Below are 18863 nucleotides of genomic sequence, written 5' to 3'. Positions count from 1 at the left end.
GGGGGTGGCACGTCCCCTTTTTCTTTGTGCAGCCATCAAAAAAGCCGCGGCAGATACCGCGGCTTTTGGTGTTTTTGGTGCCCAACTTTATTCTGCGGGCGTGGCCTGTGTCTTCATTTCTTCCTCTTCGCGCAGGGAAGCAATCCTGTATGTCCACTTGCCATAGTGATAGAGGCCAAAAGCGGAGATGATGCCTACGGTGGCCATGATATACCAGACAGTACCAATGTCGTTCGCGGCATAAAGCTGAGAGGTCAGCGCCTCTGCCGTTTGGCCTGTCACTTCCACCAGTTTTTCAAAGGCTTCTCCATTAGGGACAGAAGCAACCTGGTCGGCGCTCCACCCCTCGGTCTCCAGCATACGGCGCGAGATCTGCTCTTTCGAGGCAAGTTCCCCATAAAGGTAAAATCCAACGAAGCTCTCTGTCATCCAGCCAATCGCAAGGGGCAGCTGGCTGAAGCCCAAGTACATCGCCTTTTTTTGCGCAGGGGCAATATTTCCGACGTATTCACTTGATTTTGGACTGGCCAGCATTTCGCCTAGCGAGAAGATCACAACTGCCAGAACAATAAGCCAAGCATAGTTGAATCCGCCAAAAATGATTAGCGCGCCAGAGGCCAGGAATGTACCAATGGCCATCGAATTTGCCGCCTTGATTTTGGCACTCAAGCCAGCAATCCAGAAACAAATAACCATGATCAGCATTGAGTTCAGGTTTACCACGCCCTCAGGCATGATGGCGGTCCCCTCGTTGTTCATGGCGAAAAAGCGAATGGCAAAGCCGCTGGGGCCTTCTTCACCCCATATGTCGCGTACCAACACACTTGTATCCACCCAGTCGCGGAAGTAGAGCGGGCCAATATCCCAAAAAATATAGAGCATGAACCAGAAGCCGGAGAACAGAACGATGTACCAGACGAGGACAGGGTTCGAGAGTTCCCGAAGACTATCGAGCCACAGAGGCTCTTCCTGAACAGTGCCGTTTTTGACTTTTTCCCGGTGTGCCAGGCGTTCTTCTTTGTCCACTTCCTTGTAGCTCAACAGCAGCAGGAAGTTCAGCGAGATGATGGCGGCGCAGGCATAAAAGACATAGGCCCATTCAAGTTGCCGCATATAGGCCGCGAGGACAGGCCCCAAAAAACCACCGATATTTACGGTTTGATAGAAGATACCCCACGCCATGGAACTGTTCTGGCGATTGGTTGCTTTTACGATTGTGCCCTGAATACCCGGTTTGAATATCCCTGTGCCGAATGCAAGCACCACGGCACCCGCCATAAAGCCCCAGAATGTCGGAAAAATTGCCATCAGCAAATAGCCGCCAATTTTGACCACTGTTGAGGCAAAGATGGTTTCCTTGTAGCCAATGCGGTCAGAAAGGCCGCCAGTAAATACAGGCACGAAGGTTTGGGTGATAACCCATATGGTCATAATGATCCCGACCTCGGCTTCAACCAGCCCGAGCCCGCCGTTTGAGACGGAGTCGGTGCCATAAAGGCCAGCAACTTGGCGCGTACCGTAAAAAGCAAGGCGTTCGACCATTTCCATGCCGCCGCAAATCCAGAACACATAGGACAGGCTGGCGATGGCGGCGAAGGTGCCAAGCTGTTTGACGTCCTTCACGGACGTGGTTGTGAGGTCCTTATCTCCCTCGGACATTTCTTTCCCCTTTTATCTTGTTGGGCACTTTTCTGTTGTTTTGGCAGCCTCCCAAGCTGCGTGCCATACTCGAAACTGCGGCGCATTAGGGCGCAGACATGTGCGTGGGTCAACGCCAATCCGGTAAAAAGCTGATTTTGTGCGATAAAAGGAGAGCGGAAGGGGTAGGGGGCGGATCCGCCGCCCCCGAAAGATATTTTAGTATTTGGTGGTGAATTCGATGGTTTCAACCTCGGTGTTGCCATCGAAAATTTCTTCCGACCGGATAGTGCCGGACATGGGCAGGCCGGTTACGAGGTCGATCACATATTCACCCTGCCGGTTCAGTTGCAGCAGGCGATATTTCTCAACCAGTGCGTCGACGGCCGCTTCCTGCGCGGGGCCATTTTGTTCCATCAGGACCGGTTTCAGGCGCTCGAGAAATCCTTTGAACTCTTCGTCGTTCAGATATTGGTCGAAGCGGATAACGGCTTCACTTTTTTCCTCGTCATAGCTCACAACCTGCCAGCTATCGATGGTGTGGAATGTGGCCTGGCCTGGGGCGAAATACCGCGTGGTGTTGAACTCGGTGTAATAATCGAGATAGAGCGACCGGCCAGTGCCGTAGAATACCATCTGGCCTTGCTCCAGCACAGCGGCTGCCAGGGCCTCATCTTCTTCCGGGAATGCCTCCAGCAGCGACTGTTCTGTGACGGCCACCACCTGCGCCTGTTGTTGTTTATTCAGGCCGTTTTCCTTGGCGAATGACTTGGCCCATTTCTGCAGGCTCTTGCGTGCCTGTTTGATCACTTTCCGGATGTTTTTTGTTTCCGTCAGTTCCAGTGGGTAGCCGGTGTTGTCTGCGGCATATTCGTATGTAATGCCTTGCGCAGCATCCGTTATCTGCACGAGGACATTGCTGAACAGGGGCGGCATGCCCTGCAGGTCCAGAAACTCTGAATCCAGCGACTTGTAGCGATAGATGACTTGTTCACCCTCTGTGCGAAGCGGAGTCAGCGTCATGGTTTCACGGGCGGTTAGGCTTACCGGACCCTGTTCCATTTTATAGGTGACATCCATCGTGATAGGTTTTTCCATCTCGATGCTCAGTGGCATCTCAATGGACGCGGGTTCTTCTTCTTGTGCAGTGGCCGGCAGCAACCCACCGATGAGCAGCAACGTCGCTGCAAGCAAAAGTTTTTTCATGATCGTTCGCCGGCACGGCCGGCACTCCCTGAATGTAGATTCTCTAATTTCGTCTTTGGCACACTTATACAGCAAGAAGGCACTGTTGCAACTCGGTCTGAGCGTGGTTCGTGCTAAAATTAACCATTGGGTGACGGTCGCCCTGTATGCTGGTGCGATATGTAAAGGAGGCAGCTTATTTCGTCTTTTGAAGAAGATGCCGGGACCATGGGCCGGACGCGGGAAAACCTGCCTGGTTTTTCGCTGGAAGAGGCGGAGAGCTATCGGGCTGAGCGTCCCGAAGTTGAGCGCGTTCTGTCCTATTTCGAGGAAAGGACCGGCGGCAAGCGGCTGGCCTGGCGGGCGGATATTGAGCCCGGCCAACTGAGGGATATCCTGCCTGACGTCTGCATCATGACGCCCGAGTTTGACCCGGCCGGCGTGCTTGAGGATGTCAAGGTGCGCCTGATGGGCACCAATGTGGTGAATTTCTATGGCGAGATGACGGGCAAAAGCATATTCATCCATCCGTCCAGTGAGGTTGCAGACCGCATTTTCAAAAGCGCGGCCTTCTGCCTTGAACGCCGCAAACCGGTGCTGGTGCAGGCCTACACCCTGTCTGAGGAAAAAAATTATCTTCGGGTTTCGGTGATGTATGTGCCGCTGTCCGAAAACAACAGGGATATCGACCGGTTGTTCCTGCATGTCGCGGTTCGCCGGGCCTTTGCATGCTAGGCGCTGAAGTTGCGCTATGGTTGTGGTATGATTAACCGATCATAAAATGGTTTGTGCAAACATTGCATGGCCTGAAAATGTCAGGAGTCGTTCAGGGAGAAATACCAGGGGGAAAGGTGGCAGGGGAGCGAAGTCTTCCCGCCTCATCAACATCAAAGGCGGAGACACCGCGTGGACGATGACTTTTTGGTTATAGAAGATGACGACGACCTGTTGATTGAGGACGATGAAGGCGATGCCCCGTCCGTCGATCAGCATGCCTGGAAAATCCTGATTGTCGATGATGAGCCGGATGTCCATGTGGCAACCAAACTTGCGCTCAAGGGCTTCCAGTTTGACGGTATGTCGCTCCAGTTCCTGGAAGCCATGTCGGGCGCTGCTGCCCGTAAAATCCTGGAAGAGGAAAATGATATCGCCATCATCCTTCTGGATGTGGTGATGGAAAGCGACGACGCTGGTCTCAATCTGGTGGATTTCATCCGGAATGAACTGGGCAACTCCATGGTGCGGATCGTGCTCAGGACCGGCCAGCCGGGCCAGGCGCCCGAACGCGACGTCATCGTGCGCTACGACATCAATGACTATAAGGAAAAGACAGATCTTTCGTCGACCAAGCTGTTTACGCTGATCTATGCCACGCTGAGAAGCTACCGCGACATCAATATCATTGAAGCCAGCCGCCGTGGTTTGGTGCGGGTGATCGATTCGTCCGCCGAAATGTTCAAGGAGCAGTTCCTGGACAATTTCGCCAGCGGTGTGTTGAAGCAGGTGTCATCCCTGGTGGCGGGTGGGCGCGATGTGGCCTTCTCCCTTGAGGACGCAGCCGCCGCGACCCACGACCGCAAGGAAATGACTCTGGTCGCCGGCACGGGCCGGTTCGCAGGCAATGTCGGCAAATCTGCCTGGGAGCATTTCCCCAGCCGTGTGGCCGCGGCCATCGAGGAACACCGGGAACGCGGGCGCGGCGAATATGGCTTCTGGGTCGACGGCTCCTACATCGGCATGGTGGTGGGCAATTCGGGCCGGGCCAGCATCCTTTATCTGGTCGGCGAAGGCCGCCCGGCAGTGATTGACACCCACCTGATTCAGATTTTCGTCCGCAATGTGCTGATTGCCGTTGAAAACCTTTACCTGCGGAACGCGCTGATCGATACCCAGCGCGAGGTGGTCTACCGCCTGGCGCAGGCCGTTGAGACCCGGTCGAAGGAAACCGGCAACCATGTGAAGCGGGTCGCGGAGCTATCGAAGCTTCTGGGTGTTGAGATGGGCATGGACGAACATGAGGCCGAAACCTTCCGGCTGGCATCCCCGCTTCATGATATTGGCAAGATCGGCATCCCGGACGCCATCCTCAACAAGCCCGGCAAGCTGACGCCGGAAGAGTTTGATATCATGCGTACCCATGCCCAACTCGGGTATGACATACTCAAGCATTCTGATCGCGCGCTGTTGCAGGTGGCGGCGTCGCTGGCCTATGAGCACCACGAAAAATGGGACGGCAGTGGCTACCCCAACGGCCTTAAGGGCAACGAGATTTCGTTGGTTGGGCGCATCACTGCCTTGGCGGATGTATATGACGCGCTGGTGTCAGAGCGCTGCTACAAGAAGCCCTGGCCCGAAGACGAGGTGCATGCCCTGTTGCGCGAGGAGCGCGGCAAGCATTTCCAGCCGGAACTCATTGACGTCTTCTTCAAGAAGCTGCCGGAAATCCGGACGATATATGATCGCTACCGGGATACGCTGCCGGTTAATGAGGACGACTGATGCTGCCCAAGGACCCGTACGAAGGTGAGCTGAGCGCGTCACCCGTGGGCTATATCGTCTATGGCCCCGATGGCCGGTTGGTGTCCTTCAACGAGCGGATCGGCGAGCTGTTTCCCGGCTTCATCCATAACGACATGATCGGCAAAACCCGTGAAGAAGTGCGGGATATCTTGCGCACGTATGAGCCTGCAGCCGTTAAGGCGCTTAACAGGCTGGATGAAATATCGGATTTGAGCGCAGAGGACGGCATCTTCGAGTTTGGCAAAGGCCGCTATTGTGCGCTCGATGACCTGGCGCTACCGGATGGCAGCACCCTGACGCTGATCCGGGACCTGTCCGAGAAGAAGCGCAGCCTGGACAGCATCGCGCGGATGGAACGGGCGCTGTCTGAGCTGGCGAATGAGGAAGCCATCTATGATGGCACCAAGGAACGTGCCTATCTGATCATGACCGAGGTCGCCGGCAAGGCATTGATGGCCACACGCACGGATGTGTGGCTGATGAATGTGGACCGCACGTCGCTGTATCCGCAGGAATCATACTGGTCGCCCACGGGCGAACATATGGAGCTGGAGCGGCTGGACAAGGAGGTCAACCCGGCGCTGTTCGAGATGCTGGCAGCCGGTGAGCCCATCTGTGTGCCTAACGTCAAGGCGGTGGATTTCCTCAAGGGTGTGCGCTCAGGCGACGGGCGCGAACAGGACATCAAGTCCATCCTCATTGTGCCCATCATGCGCGGCCCTCGTGTCGTCGGCGCGATTGCAGCGGCCGAGGAAACCTATGAGCGTGAATGGCGCCAAAGCGAAATCGCTTTCGTATCCTACCTGTGTGACCTGATCCTCAGGATGCTGGAGGCCCACGACAGGCGTGTGGCCGAAGAGGGCCTGCGCGGTTTCAATGAAATGCTGGAGATGAAGGTAAAGAAGCGGACCCGTGACCTTGAAGAGGCCATGGAAACCCTGAAGCTGGCGCAGGAGGAATTGGTGCGGTCTGAAAAGATGGCGTCGCTCGGCGGCTTGGTGGCTGGTGTCGCGCATGAAATCAATACGCCGCTTGGCGTGGCGCTGACCAGCATCACGCACATGGCTGAGGTGTTCGAAGGCTTCAAGCGCATGGTGGATACCGGCAGGATCAAGAAATCAGACCTGACCAATTTCATGGAAACAACGGACGAGGGTACCACCGTTGTGCGCCGGAACCTGGAGCGCGCGGCCCATCTGGTGCGCAGCTTCAAGATGGTGGCGGTGGACCAGTCAGCCGACGACACGCGCGAGATTGATGTGGGGGACTATATCAACGAGATTGTCGACAGCCTGGTGCCGACGCTGAGGAAAAAAGGCGTGAAGGTCGAAGCCGAAGCCGGTGGCAAGCTGATGATGAAAACCGTGCCCGGGGACCTGTCGCATATCCTGACCAACCTGATCATGAACGCCGCCCTGCACGGCTTTTCAGACCGGCCAGACTTTGACGACAAACAGATCAAGGTCACCGCACAGGCAGGCAAGAAGGACGTGATCATTGAGGTGATGGATAATGGTCGCGGCATCCCTGAAGACATCCGCGAAAAGATTTTTGAGCCGTTTTTCACCACTGCGCGCAGCACCGGCGGCTCGGGCCTTGGGCTCAATATCGTCTATAATACCGTCTATCACAAACTGGGCGGCAGCATTGAGGTGGGCGATGCCGAGGGCGGCGGCACCCGGTTCACCATCAAGTTGCCGCTTGAGAACCGGAAGACGGCACAGCGGCAAAAAGAAAGGGCGGAGTAATCCCCGCCCTTCATTGGTTCCTCAGTGCCGGGACCCTAGATCTTGCTGGGATATTCGGGCTGGATGTCCACCGGAATGTCGGCGGTGCGGGCGATGGCCGCCTTGGAGGCCTCATCCAGTTTGCCGTAGGTGCTCAGGAAGGCTTTGGTTTCATCATAGTTACCATCACCCTGCAGCATCACAACCCGGCGCACGATATCCGTCACTGCCGCTTCCATCTTGTCATAGTCCAGGCTGAAGCGGCCCGTCTCAGGGTCGGTGGTGAAGGCGCCGTCTTCCTTCAGCAGGCTATATTGGAAGGCTGCGCCCTGGCCGTGGGCTTCGTCGACGCCAAAGCGCATGGCGCGGAACAGGCCGACAAAATAGGTGGCCAGCATATTGTCGCGCTCGGCTTTCGGCAGCTCGCCCTTTTCCATCATGAAGAGGATATTATAGACGCCCATCGCGTCCGCCTTGCCTTCTTCAATGGCGCTATAGAGCTCTTTCAGCTGGGCGTTCACAGTGGTCTCGACGCCGTCAACCGTGATGGAGCCAGGTCCTAGGCTGTGGGACAGCTCATGGAACAGCGTCTCGTTGGCCATATATTTGGCCATCAGCTTTTCGGCGTCTGCGGGCGCCAGGATATGTTCGGCCATCGGGTTCAGGATCAGCTTGAACTTGGCTTCCAGCACGTTATTGAGCAGGACCTTCTTCGCGCCTTTGGCTTCGCGTACGCGCTCGTCATTCGGCAGGTTGAAGGCAATGGTCTGCACACCCGGCACATTGTCGCCGCCGCCATGAATCTGGTAGGTGGCTGCAATCGGGCTTTCGAACCCACGCTTGAAGTTCTTGTAGCTGTCGTCCACCGGCAGGTTGGCTTCCATGTCCCGCAGATAGTCCTTGTAGCGTGCGAGGGCCGCGCTTTCTTCCGGGTTCCTGATGGTAATGAAGGCTTCATAGGCGGCTTTGTAGCCAAAGAGGCCATCGGTATAGACCTCATAAGGCCCGATTGCGACTTCGATTGGTGTGTCGGCAAGGTCCATCCAGGCCATTTCGCTTTCGAAATAATCGTCTGTCAGGAAGCTTTCCGCGCGCAAAGTCAGGAACTTCTTCAGGCTTGGGTTCGATGTGATCTCAGCTGCTTCGCGCATCAGCTTGGCCGCGGGCTCAAGCCACTCGCGGTAATGCTCGCGGTAAGGGATGGCGACCAGTTTGTCGCCGTCGCGGCGGATCACGGTATAGAGGCTGGTGAAAGCCTCTTTGTCCTCGGGGTGGGCCTCGATCCAGGCTTCAAACTCTTCTTTCGTCATGTCCGCCGGGTAAAAGGCGGCGCCTGCGGGCATTTCGGTGTTGCCGTAAAAGGGGTGCGCTTCCGCAACCGTATCCCACGGCCCAAAATGCAGGTCGAACATATCCAGCAGCAGGTCTTTGTTCGGCGCGTCTGAGGCCGCGATTTCAGCACGGATCGCCGGGTTGTCTTCGCTGCGCTGGCGCAGGTAGATCTCACTCATCAGCTCGGCGGCTTCATTGAGCTTGTTCACGACCGCGCGTTCTTCGTCTGTCAGGAAGCTGGTATCCACATCCATCTTCACCTTGGCGATCTTGGCGCGCTGGGCCTGCAGGTCGTAGGCATGCTCTGCCGCGTGCTGCTCTTGCTGCGCCACAGGCTCCGGCGCACCCTGACTGGACATATAATAATAGCCGCCGGCGAGCGCGAGCGCTGCTGCCGTCAGGCCGATCACGGTTTTAGACATGATAATTTCCCCTTCTTATATTCTTGGTTTTTTATTCAGATGCCCCTGTCTTATTCAGATTTCAGGGTGGTATCCAGGTCCTCAAGCATCACCCGCACGGCTTCTTCAAGCTGCGCGTCTTTGCCTGCAGCAACATCACCGGGCATGTTTTTCACTTTCACATCGGGCTCAAGCTGCTTGTTTTCCATCCAGTCACCTTCTGTATCCAGAATGCCCATCTGCGGGATGCCGAATACCAGGTCACCGGTCATCAGCCGTTCCCACCAGACGTAGGAACAAGTACCCGGCACCGGCATGCCCACGGTCTTGCCCATTCCAAGCGCGGCAAAGCCCGCCGGGAAACAGTGGCCATCAGAATAGTTGCCTTCGTTCATCAGTACGATGGAAGGCTTGGTCCACTGCGTCAGCGGTTCGCCCTGGGCTTTGCGGCCGCGCGGCATGTTGGTCATATATTGTTTGCCGTCCAGGAGCTTGATCAGGTCGTTTGTCAGGTCGCCGCCCCGGTTGTTGCGGGTGTCGACAACCAGCGCTTCGGCGTTCATATAACGCCCGAACATGTCGCGGTAGACGCTGCGGTAAACATTGTCTGCCATGCGCGGTACATGGACATAGCCAAGGCGTCCGCCCGAGAGTTCCTCAACCAGCTTGCGGCGGCTTTCCACCCAGCGGTCATACATCATGCCGGCTTCATCGCGCAGGCTGGTGGGCTTGACGACAATATCGAAGGCGTCGCCGTCTTCCGGTTTGAAGGTCAGGCGGGTGCGCTCACCGGCCTTGCCGTCCAGCAGGGCGAACATGTTGGTCGTGGCGTCAAGGCTGGTGCCGTTGATGGCTGTCAGGGTCATGCCGGCCGCGACTGTTTTTTCAGCCTCCAGCACTGGGCTGTCTTCCAGCACCTCAGTCACGCGGAAGCTGCCGTTCTCGAACAACAGGCCCAGGGCTGCAGTGCTGGTACCGCCATTGCCGCCCCGATAGTAAGCGCCGGTGTGCGAGCCGTTCAGTTCCCCCAGCATTTCTTCCATCAGGCGGGCGAAATCCCGGTTGTTTGACGTGCTATCCACCTTTTTCGCATAGTCGCGGCGCATGGCATCCCAGTCCTGGCCGTGGAAGCCGGGCCGGTAGAATTTGTCATTCACCTGACGCCAGATATGCTCGAATAGGTAGCGGCGCTCGGCAGATGCGCTGATGGTCTGGTCGGCGGACACCTTGATGCCCTCAGGCTTGCCGCTTTTGGTGTCCACTTTCTTGAAGGCGCCGTCCGCCAGCAGGAACAGGGTTTTACCGTCGCCAGAGAGGGTCATCGAGGCCCGGTCTGCGCCCAGCGGCAGCAGCTTCTTGGTCTCATTTTCCAGGAAGTCGTGAACCCACAGGTCATAGCCGCCTTCAAACGACGACAGATAATAGAGCTTGTCCGCGTCCTTCGACAGGAGCGCCGTGCCAAGGTTGGACGAATGGATTGTCAGCCGCGCCTGGCGGTCTTCGATTTTGTCCCATTCGATGGCGATGGGCGTCACCTCTTCAGCGTCTTTCTTGTCGCTGTCTTTGGTGTCGTCCTCTTTCTCATCATCCTTCTTGGCTTTTTCCGCTTCGGCGTCCGCCTCTTTCTTCAGCGCCAGCTCTTCCTTGTTTGCCTTGAATTTGTCCCAGGCCTCCTTGTTGAGGAAGCTGGCGTAAATATCGAACTGGGTGCCGTGGCTGCCGTGGTCGCGCTGGCCGTAGCGGGCGCTGTACCAATAGATGATGCCGCCGCTTTCGTGCCAGGTGGGCGACGTGTCCGTGTAGCCCGAAAGGCTGATATCATGTGGGCCTTCGCTGCCGTCGGCCGGCACAATGGCGACATTGGTGAAGAACAGGCGACCGTTTGAGGCGAAATCCGCCGTGATCCATTTGCTGTCGGGCGACCAGTCAAAGGTGATGTCCCCGTCCACATAGGAATAGTTCTGTGTGGCGTCCAGCACGGTGGTGACGCTTTTGCTGTCGCGGTCATAAACGCGGATATTGTCGCGCGTGCCAATGAAGGCGACCTTCTTGCCGTCGGGTGAAGACAGCGGCTGGAACACGTCCTCGTCTGTTTCAAACAGCTCGGTTTCCTCAAACCCTGTGGCCGTGAAGAAATATTTCTCGCCGTCATACTTGCGGTTTGTCTCCATGATGCGCCACTTGCCGTCCCGCTCTGCCGCATACAGAAGGCCGTCACCGTCCTTGGTGAAGCTGACGCTGCGTTCCATGCCTGGCGTGTCGGTGATGCGGGTGGTTGTGGCGAATTCGGTTGAAGTGACAAACACATCCCCGCGCGAGACGAAGGCGATTTCCTTGCCGTTCGGGGACACGGCAAACTCACCAATGCGGCCTGCAACCGACAGACGCTCTTCTTCTGTACCGTGGCCATCATTGGCGAAGGTCACCTCAATGGCTTTCGGTTTCCTGCCGGGCTTGACGGTATAAAGATCGCCAAAATAGAGGTAGGCGAGCGTGTCATCCTTGGCCGCAGACAGGGACCTGACGGCATGCAGGCTGTGGTCTGTCAGTTGCCTGGCGTCGCCGCCCACTTTGCCGGCCCAGACGTTGAAGGTGCCGCTGCGGTCGCTAAGGAAATAGAAGCTGTCATCTTTCCGGCCCCAAACCGGTTCCTGGTCACCGGCCGGGTTGGTCGTCAGTTGGGTATGGGCACCGGTGCTGGGATCATACATCCACACATCGCGGGCGAAGGCAGAGCGGTCGTGTTTCCGAAGATCACTTTCGCGGCCTTTTTCCTCCTGGTAGATCAGCTTGTCGCCGCCCTTGTTCCAGTGTGCGTTCACAGCCGGAAGGGTAAGAAGCTGCACAGGCGTGCCGCCAGACAGGTCGACAGAATATAGTTCCGGATAGGCTGAAGCAGGGAACTGGCTGCTGGCAGCATCGTCCAGCCGGGCAGACTGGAACAGCACGCTTTTGCTGTCTTCTGTGAAATCGCTGGGGATATCGTCTGCAGAATGGAACGTCAGCCGGGTGGCATCGCCACCTGTCGCCCGCATGACATAGACATCCAGATTGCCATTGCGGTCAGACGCAAAAGCCAGCGTCTTGCCGTCCTTCGACCAGACCGGGTGGCCTTCCCAGGCAGCATTCACTGTCAGCGGAACGGCTGTACCGCCTTTCGCCGGAACCTTGTAGATGTCACCCCTGTAACTGAACGCGATCTCATCGCCGTTTGGTGAGATGGCGGCATGCTGGAGCCAGTTTGGGCTGATGTCGGCCGCGAGCGCAGTGCCGGACATAAGTGTGGCAAGTGTCAGTGTGATGGATGTCTTTTTCATTATATCCCCCAGGATCCCCGTTGTCGGCAGCTTCCCCCGAAGCCACCACTTTTTATAGGGATTCTTCCTGCCACGCCTGAAGGCGGATTGCAACTGGTCCAGTAGTGGGACTGATTGCCGCGCCAGCGGGGACGTTGGGGGGATGGAAAATGACACAAAAAAAGGGACGGTAAAAACCGTCCCTTTCCTACCTTGCGGTATGAATTCTGTTAGCGAAGCTTCAGCTCGCCAGCAGACATACGACCACGGCGGTCTTCAACCAGTTCGTAAGAAACAGGCTGGTTGTCTTCGAGGCCGGAAAGACCAGCGCGCTCGAGAGCAGAGATGTGTACGAACACGTCGTTGCCGCCATCTTCTGGTTTAATGAAGCCGAAGCCTTTAGTGGTGTTGAACCATTTTACAGTACCGTTTGCCATCTTAGTGGTCTCCAAGTAGTAGCGAAGTCAGTCGTGGCATCGGCGTTTTTGGAAACAGTTCGGTACCAAGCAGATCAGTCGCAGTCCGCATTCAGACTTGGGTCAAGTGATTCCAAATCCATGCAAAACGCACCTTATACTAACGCAGGCTGCTGTCCAGCAGATTCAAGATGTAACGGAATGAAAATTATATGACATTCCGGTTGGCCTGTGCCCTAAATGACGCAGCTTTCTATTTCCCGGCAATCTGCGCCAGCACCGCTGGCGTGTTTATGTTCACAAGGGCGTCACCCCAGGCAGGGTCTGACGGTATGCTTGTCACGCCAAAGGCGGCATGCAGGTCCCGTATGCGATCACCGATTATGGTGACACCTTCCTGCACGAGGGCGGTGAAGGGCAAATACATATCATCAAAGTAGGCCCCTGGTGTGTTTGCCAGCAAGGCCTTGATATGATTGGGCTTCAGGAAAGGCATGTCGACCGGCAGTACCAGGATGCGCGCGGGCTTTTGCAGGCGCGGCAGGTACGCGGCGATGGCACGCGCGGGACCTGCGAAAGGCTGTTCGTCTGCCACGCCTAACGGGTGGTCCGGCCGCCCCAGGACGACAACCCGGTCGCTGCCCACCTCAGCGGCCAAATCGCAGGCGCGGTCAAGCATCCTGCGGCCGTCGATTTCTATCTCGGCCTTGTCTTGCCCCATGCGGCTGGAGCGCCCGCCCGCCAGGACGAATGTTGTCAGGGTTTCGGTCATGCCGGGGATGATAAGACGGATTTGTCCCATTTCATACGGCGAATCACCCGGGTTTGGGCGGTTCTTGTGCGCCCAAACTATATCAATGGTTTAGGAAAACAGCGAAACGGCGGCGTTGCCTGAAGGTTTCGGGTGTGGGATGGGGCAGATTGTCAGGCTGGTGTTGCTTTTAAGTAACGCTAGGAAAAGTGATGCGCTAAACGAAATATTATTACAATAAACTATAAGTAAATAACTGTTTATTTGGAAATATTTATTTAAATTTCCAAGAGAAATAGCGGAGTGGGCAAAATACCCGCTCCGCTTGGAAAGTTAAAACATGAGAGGAAACACCATCTGTGCTTCGTACCATTAGACAACCCATCTGACGCCATCCCTCCAACTTTTTTTGTTGCTGGCCTAAGACGGACGATCTATGACCAAACTATTGGTTCTGATTTTCCGTTTAGAAGGCGCAGGAACGCTGGTGTTTCAGTGCTCGGGGAAACGGGGGGCGAAGCGGGCCTTTTGGTGGCGACAGCCTCAAAGGCGGTACTTCGGATAGGTGAGGGAATATTTGTGCTGCGAAAAGCACCGCATATCAAACTGGTGAAAGACGGCGAGCCGGCACCCGAGGACGTGGGAGGCGGGGATCGTCCGCTTCTGGACGAGGCTGCGCGGCGTAAAAATATCCGGGCGCTTGAGGCCACCATCAAGGCCAGTCATGGGCTGTTGGTGGGCTGGATCACCAAGAAACTGGGCAATGCGGACGACGCATCCGATGTCGCTCAGGATGTTTATATGAGGGTCTACCGCTTTGCGAGTGTCGAAGTAATAGAGAACCCTCAGGCTCTCCTGTTCAAGACCGCGGCAAATCTGGCGATTAATGAATTGAAACGCCGTGGCCGTGTGCTCAGGCGCCAGGTGCAGGTGGATGATGACAGTGTCTCGAAGACTGTCGCAGACCTGCCAACGGACGACCCGACGCCCGAAGAAGCCCTTGGGCACAGGCAGGATGTGGGGGAAATGATGGATGCGATCCGGGCGTTGCCTGACAAGCCGCGGATCGCCTTCATCAAAAACCGGTTTGAGGACAAGACCTATGCTGCGATTGCAGGCGAGATGGGTGTGTCCGAAAGCACGGTTGAGAAATATATGATGGACGCCCTGAAGCGCCTTCGCACCCGGCTGTTGAAGAAGCCGGGCGCTGCCATTTTGCCGTTACCCCGCAAGACGCGGCGGGGCCGAGGTGGCAAGGCGTGACAAAAGTGGACTACAGGCGAAAGGCCTTGAAGTGATGACAATGAGCAAGAAGCAGGACATAGAAGAGCAGGCGGCCCAATGGGCTGTGGGGCTTATGTCTGGCGACAATCGTGCGCATACCGAAGCGGACCTGGCGGACTGGCGGGACGAAGACCCACGCCACGCCCGGGCTTATGCTGAACTGGCGGCGATGACCGCTGACCTTGACGCGGTTGGCGAGGCTGCGCTCCAGGAAGAATTCGAGCGTGAGCTTCACGAGGTCGCCGAAGAGCGCAAGCGTCAGCGCTGGGTTGCAGGCATTTCTTCTCTGGCAGCAGGCTTTGTCGTTGCGGCTGTTTTGTCTGTGAGCATGTGGGTTTCAGCGCCTGAGCCGGTTACGTATGCGACTGCGAAGGGCCAGCGGTCCACCATCGCGCTGGCGGACGGTAGCGTGCTTCAGCTGAATACCAATACTCAGGTTACCACCCTTATGGAGGACGACGAACGCCACGTCACTATCGAACGGGGCGAGGCTTTCTTCAGCGTCAAGCGGGATGAAAGCCGTCCGTTCATTGTTGATGCCGGCGATACGCAGGTGCGGGTGCTGGGCACCAAGTTCAATGTCCGCCTGGGCGCTTCGTCGAATGTTGTATCGGTCCTTTCAGGTCTGGTGTCGGTCGCACAGCGGTCAGATGATGACGATGTGCGTGAAGTGGCACTTTTGCATGCGGGCGAGCAGGCAGAGCATGACGCCAACAAGAATGAGGCCGTTGTTGAAGGCTTCGATACCGGGTCCGTCATGGCATGGCGCACAGGTAAGGCGCTGTATCACGAGACACCGCTCAGTGTTGTTGTTCAGGACCTGAATCGCTATTTCAACGCACCGCTTGAAATAGCGGACGCGCAGTTGGCGGACCTGCCGGTATCCGGTACCTTTAACCTCACGGACCAGGACGTCGTTGTAGATGCCCTTGAATCGGCATTTTCAATTGACGCGGTCAAGCGTCTGGACGGCGTGATACTTCTTTATGCGAGACAAAAGAATTAGATCGTCCTAGAAGCGATACTCGTGCCAGCGGGGAGGCTTAAAAGGGCTCGGGATGAAGTGCAGTGGCTTGACATCGGTATCTTATTTGGCGGTGACCCTCGCTATAGGGGGTCCCGTTTTTGCGTCTGAGATTGCGGCAACGAATGAGGTTGCCAGCATCAACACCATGGTGCAGTTCGACCTGACGGGAAAAGCCCTCTCTGACGCTCTGCTGGAATTCACAGACCTGACAGGCCTTGGCCTGGTGTTCGACAGCCGCCTTGTTGCGGGCAAGGACGCGCCTGACCTGGCGGGCCAATATTCTGCCAAGGTTGCGCTGGACCTTCTGCTTGCCAACAGCGGCCTGCATGTAGTGGACGTGGGCGGCAATACGTTGGCGATTGTGCCGGTCCGGCCCGTGATTACGCGTCCGGTGGGTGGCGGCTCAGGCTTCGTACCGGTGACAGACACGGGAAGCCTGTCACTGAGCGCCACAGCGGTGATCGATGAGCTGCTGATTGTTGGCACCCGCACCAGCAATCCGCCTTACTATAAATTCAAGCCGACCCAGGCGCTGGGCGGCGAAGATGTGCAGTTTGGCGGCAAGGTGAATGTTTCGGACTTTCTGTTTGAACTGCCAAGCATGCTGTCGGATATCACATCAGCCAATACCACGATCTTTGGTACCCCGGCCGGGCTGAACATGGCCGACCTCAGAGGTATCGGGCCGGAGCGGACGCTTGTGCTGGTGAACGGACGGCGATTCGTACCCACATTTGGTGGATCGCTGACGCTTTACGGTGTGGACCTAAACAGCATCCCCGCGTCATTGGTGGAACGCATCGAAATCATCAACGGCGGCGCAGCGACTTCCTACGGCGGTGAGGCGGTTTCTGGCGTGGTGAATTTCACCCTGCAGGACCATCTGGACGGCTGGAGCGGTGCCGTTCAGGGCGGTGTGACAGAGCGCGGCGACCGCGAGGAAATTCTGGCCACCCTGACCTTCGGCAACGAATTTTCGGAAGGCAAGGGCAGTGTGATCGCAAGCCTGACCATCGATGATCAGTCCGGCCTTTATATGTCAGACCGGGAAGTAACGTCGAACCCAAGTGGCTTTGCCCTAAATGGACGCCGGTCGTTTGAAGAAGGCGCTGTGTTTACGCGTGGGTTTGGCGGCAGCAGCACGACGCCTACGGGGCATATCCAAAGTGTAGCCCTGTCAAATGGTGAAATCGCGTCGCTGGACGGTCGGTATTATTTTAATGATACAGGAACTGGGATTGCTCCAGCCGATGGCAGCCTAAGTCAGATTTATAACTTTGCCGAAGGCCATACGTTGATCACTCCGATCGACCGCCTGTTTGCAACCCTTAACCTGAATTATGATATTTCCCGCGGGCACAAGCTGGTGTTTGAGAACAGCCTCGCCGATACAAATGTAATTTCGCAGTTGGCGCCCATTCCGCTGGGGATTGGTAGTGGCCTCAACCGTGAAGACGGGACGCCGGTGACCGTTCCACTTAATAACCCATATATCCCAGACGACTTGCGCGATCTGTTGACGGACCAGGGTTTCGCCGGGGCTGAGGGGTTGATCCTGTCGCGGCGCATGGTCGAGCTTGGCCCGCGCCGGACCTATATCTCGCGGCGTACGCTCAGGTCGCTGATCGGCTTCCAAGGCATGATGGCGCCGGGCTGGTCCTACGATGTCTACTATCAGTTTGGCCGTAACGAGGTAGACGAAGAACGTGACGGCCTTCTGGATATCAAAAACTATGCTGCTGCGATCAACCCCGAGACTTGCAGCCGGACCGTTGGCTGCAGTGTGATCAACCCGTTCGGGTATGGGCATTTGAGCGACGCACAGATCGACTTCCTGAAGGCGCCGAATGCCAAACGCAAGATCAGTACGCGCCAGAATGTTTTCAGCTTTGCAATTTCGGGCCCGCTGGACGGATTCACCGATGAAGACACCAAGCTGACCCTGGGCCTTGAGTATCGCCATGAAGCACTTGACGACGAACCGGACCCAGCGCTTGAAGTGCGACCGGTCAGCGGATCCCTGGTCTTTCCAGGGTCGAGTGGCGGCTTTGACGCCATCGAAGGTTTCTTCGACGTCACCGCACCGCTTCTCAAGGACAAGAGATTTGCCAAAGAACTGACCGCAACATTCGGCCTGCGTCTTTCCGATTTCTCCACCACCAGTGGAATCGTCAACTGGCATGCCGGTGGCTATTGGGCTCCGGGTGGTGGTGTTTCGGTTCGCCTGTCTTTTCAGAGCGGGCGGCGGCCTCCAAACATTGCCGAACTGTTTGCCGGTGGTCCCAGCGGGTTCGATACATTTCAAGATCCGTGTAGCCAGATCATCAGGTTCGACGTCAGCACCCTGGCCAAGAACTGTCGCAGCAAGGGGCGTCTTGGCGTGCCGGATGGGTTCGAACAAAGCCAGTCATTTGTGGATATCCAAAGTTTCGGAAACCCGAATCTGAGCGAAGAACGTTCCACCAACCTGACCTGGGGCATGACATTTGACAGCGAAGGCCTGTTCGATCATTTCCCGGGGCGTTTGAGGGTGTCCGTTGATACCTACCGGATCAAGGTATCGAACTATATCGTTAACTTGGACGCCGACCAGCTTCTGGATGTGTGCTATCAAAGCGAAGGTCTGACCAACCTATTCTGTGGCGATAATCCGGTGACAGGCAGCCCCTATATCCAGCGCGACCCGTCGACCGGAAGCCTGCTCGCGGTGACAGGCACGATCTTCAATGCCGGTCAGTTCTGGCTGAAGGGTTATGATGTTGAACTCCAGTACCTGCTGGACCTGAAAGGGCAAGGCCATTTTCTTGACGGCATCTCTGTAACTGGGCTGTATTCGCGAAATCTTGACACCAAGCTGCAGAACTCTGTCGACGGCCCCATTGAGGACCTGCGCGGCCTACCGAAATACCCCAAGCACCGTATTCAGGCGGGAATCAGTTTTGACATGGGCAATGTGACGGTGGACTGGGATGTACGTTTCCGGGGAACGGCTGTGTCCAACCTGGCGCTCATTGACGTGCCTGAAGGGCAGGTTCCAGCAGTCTTCTATAACGACGTTGCGGCGCGTTTTCGGGTCAACGAGCATGTCACCGTCTACGGTGGAATCCGCAACCTGTTTGATGAAACCGCACCCCGCGTATTCGGCGGCTCGGTGCAGGATACGTTTCCGGAATTCTACGACACGGTGGGGCGGCGCTTCTATCTTGGCGCTGTATTCGACTTCTAGGCTAAGGCCGGAAAGGCGAAAGCACGGCCAGTGAAAGCCGTGCTTTGATCATGTCGGGCG

12 protein-coding genes are annotated in these 18863 nt (G+C 56.6%); 6 read left to right on the top strand and 6 right to left on the bottom strand.

Annotated elements, in window-relative coordinates; translation table 11 throughout:
- Positions 1–87: 87 nt before the first annotated feature.
- Both KORLAC_RS15640 and KORLAC_RS15635 read right to left on the bottom strand, forming a co-directional pair.
- Complete coding sequence (locus KORLAC_RS15640; RefSeq protein ID WP_068308209.1) at positions 88–1659, bottom strand: MFS transporter; 1572 nt, start codon at positions 1657–1659, stop codon at positions 88–90.
- A gap of 198 nt (positions 1660–1857) precedes the next feature.
- Positions 1858–2844, bottom strand: coding sequence for a hypothetical protein (locus tag KORLAC_RS15635; protein WP_068308207.1), 987 nt, complete (start codon positions 2842–2844; stop codon positions 1858–1860).
- A gap of 207 nt (positions 2845–3051) precedes the next feature.
- On the opposite strand from KORLAC_RS15635, the gene KORLAC_RS15630 reads away from it, so the two are divergent.
- The 3 genes from KORLAC_RS15630 to KORLAC_RS15620 all read left to right on the top strand — a co-directional run bounded on the left by KORLAC_RS15630 (position 3052) and on the right by KORLAC_RS15620 (position 7091).
- Positions 3052–3558 carry a PAS domain-containing protein gene (locus tag KORLAC_RS15630; RefSeq protein WP_068308205.1) on the top strand — a complete coding sequence of 169 codons (507 nt, stop codon included), beginning with the start codon at positions 3052–3054 and terminating at the stop codon, positions 3556–3558.
- A gap of 171 nt (positions 3559–3729) precedes the next feature.
- Positions 3730–5322 (top strand): HD domain-containing phosphohydrolase, encoded by a 1593-nt coding sequence (locus tag KORLAC_RS15625; protein ID WP_068308202.1) that lies wholly within the window; start codon positions 3730–3732, stop codon positions 5320–5322.
- Complete coding sequence (locus KORLAC_RS15620) at positions 5322–7091, top strand: GAF domain-containing sensor histidine kinase (RefSeq protein ID WP_068308199.1); 1770 nt, start codon at positions 5322–5324, stop codon at positions 7089–7091. Before KORLAC_RS15625 ends, KORLAC_RS15620 begins: the two co-directional genes overlap by 1 nt.
- Before the next feature lie 35 nt (positions 7092–7126).
- Here KORLAC_RS15620 and KORLAC_RS15615 read toward each other — a convergent pair whose 3' ends face one another.
- The 4 genes from KORLAC_RS15615 to mobA all read right to left on the bottom strand — a co-directional run bounded on the left by KORLAC_RS15615 (position 7127) and on the right by mobA (position 13317).
- Positions 7127–8824 (bottom strand): dipeptidyl-peptidase 3 family protein, encoded by a 1698-nt coding sequence (locus KORLAC_RS15615; protein ID WP_068308197.1) that lies wholly within the window; start codon positions 8822–8824, stop codon positions 7127–7129.
- 50 nt (positions 8825–8874) lie between these two features.
- The gene (locus KORLAC_RS15610) at positions 8875–12120 is read right to left on the bottom strand and encodes a S41 family peptidase (protein ID WP_068308194.1); all 3246 of its coding nucleotides are present in this window, start codon (positions 12118–12120) and stop codon (positions 8875–8877) included.
- A 209-nt stretch (positions 12121–12329) separates the two neighbouring features.
- Positions 12330–12536, bottom strand: a complete 207-nt coding sequence (locus tag KORLAC_RS15605; protein WP_068150689.1) for a cold-shock protein — start codon at positions 12534–12536, stop codon at positions 12330–12332.
- A gap of 232 nt (positions 12537–12768) precedes the next feature.
- Complete coding sequence (mobA, locus tag KORLAC_RS15600; RefSeq protein WP_068308191.1) at positions 12769–13317, bottom strand: molybdenum cofactor guanylyltransferase; 549 nt, start codon at positions 13315–13317, stop codon at positions 12769–12771.
- 528 nt (positions 13318–13845) lie between these two features.
- Here mobA and KORLAC_RS15595 point away from each other — a divergent pair.
- The 3 genes from KORLAC_RS15595 to KORLAC_RS15585 all read left to right on the top strand — a co-directional run bounded on the left by KORLAC_RS15595 (position 13846) and on the right by KORLAC_RS15585 (position 18803).
- Positions 13846–14529 carry an RNA polymerase sigma factor gene (locus KORLAC_RS15595; protein ID WP_068308188.1) on the top strand — a complete coding sequence of 228 codons (684 nt, stop codon included), beginning with the start codon at positions 13846–13848 and terminating at the stop codon, positions 14527–14529.
- 40 nt (positions 14530–14569) lie between these two features.
- Positions 14570–15556, top strand: coding sequence for a FecR family protein (locus KORLAC_RS15590; RefSeq protein ID WP_160328653.1), 987 nt, complete (start codon positions 14570–14572; stop codon positions 15554–15556).
- A gap of 67 nt (positions 15557–15623) precedes the next feature.
- A complete protein-coding gene (locus tag KORLAC_RS15585; RefSeq protein WP_160328652.1) occupies positions 15624–18803 on the top strand; it encodes a TonB-dependent receptor in 3180 nt (1059 codons plus the stop codon).
- Positions 18804–18863 lie beyond the last annotated feature (60 nt).

This window comes from Kordiimonas lacus (genome assembly GCF_001550055.1).
Lineage (GTDB): Bacteria > Pseudomonadota > Alphaproteobacteria > Sphingomonadales > Kordiimonadaceae > Kordiimonas > Kordiimonas lacus.
This window is presented reverse-complemented; position numbering and strand designations above follow the sequence as displayed.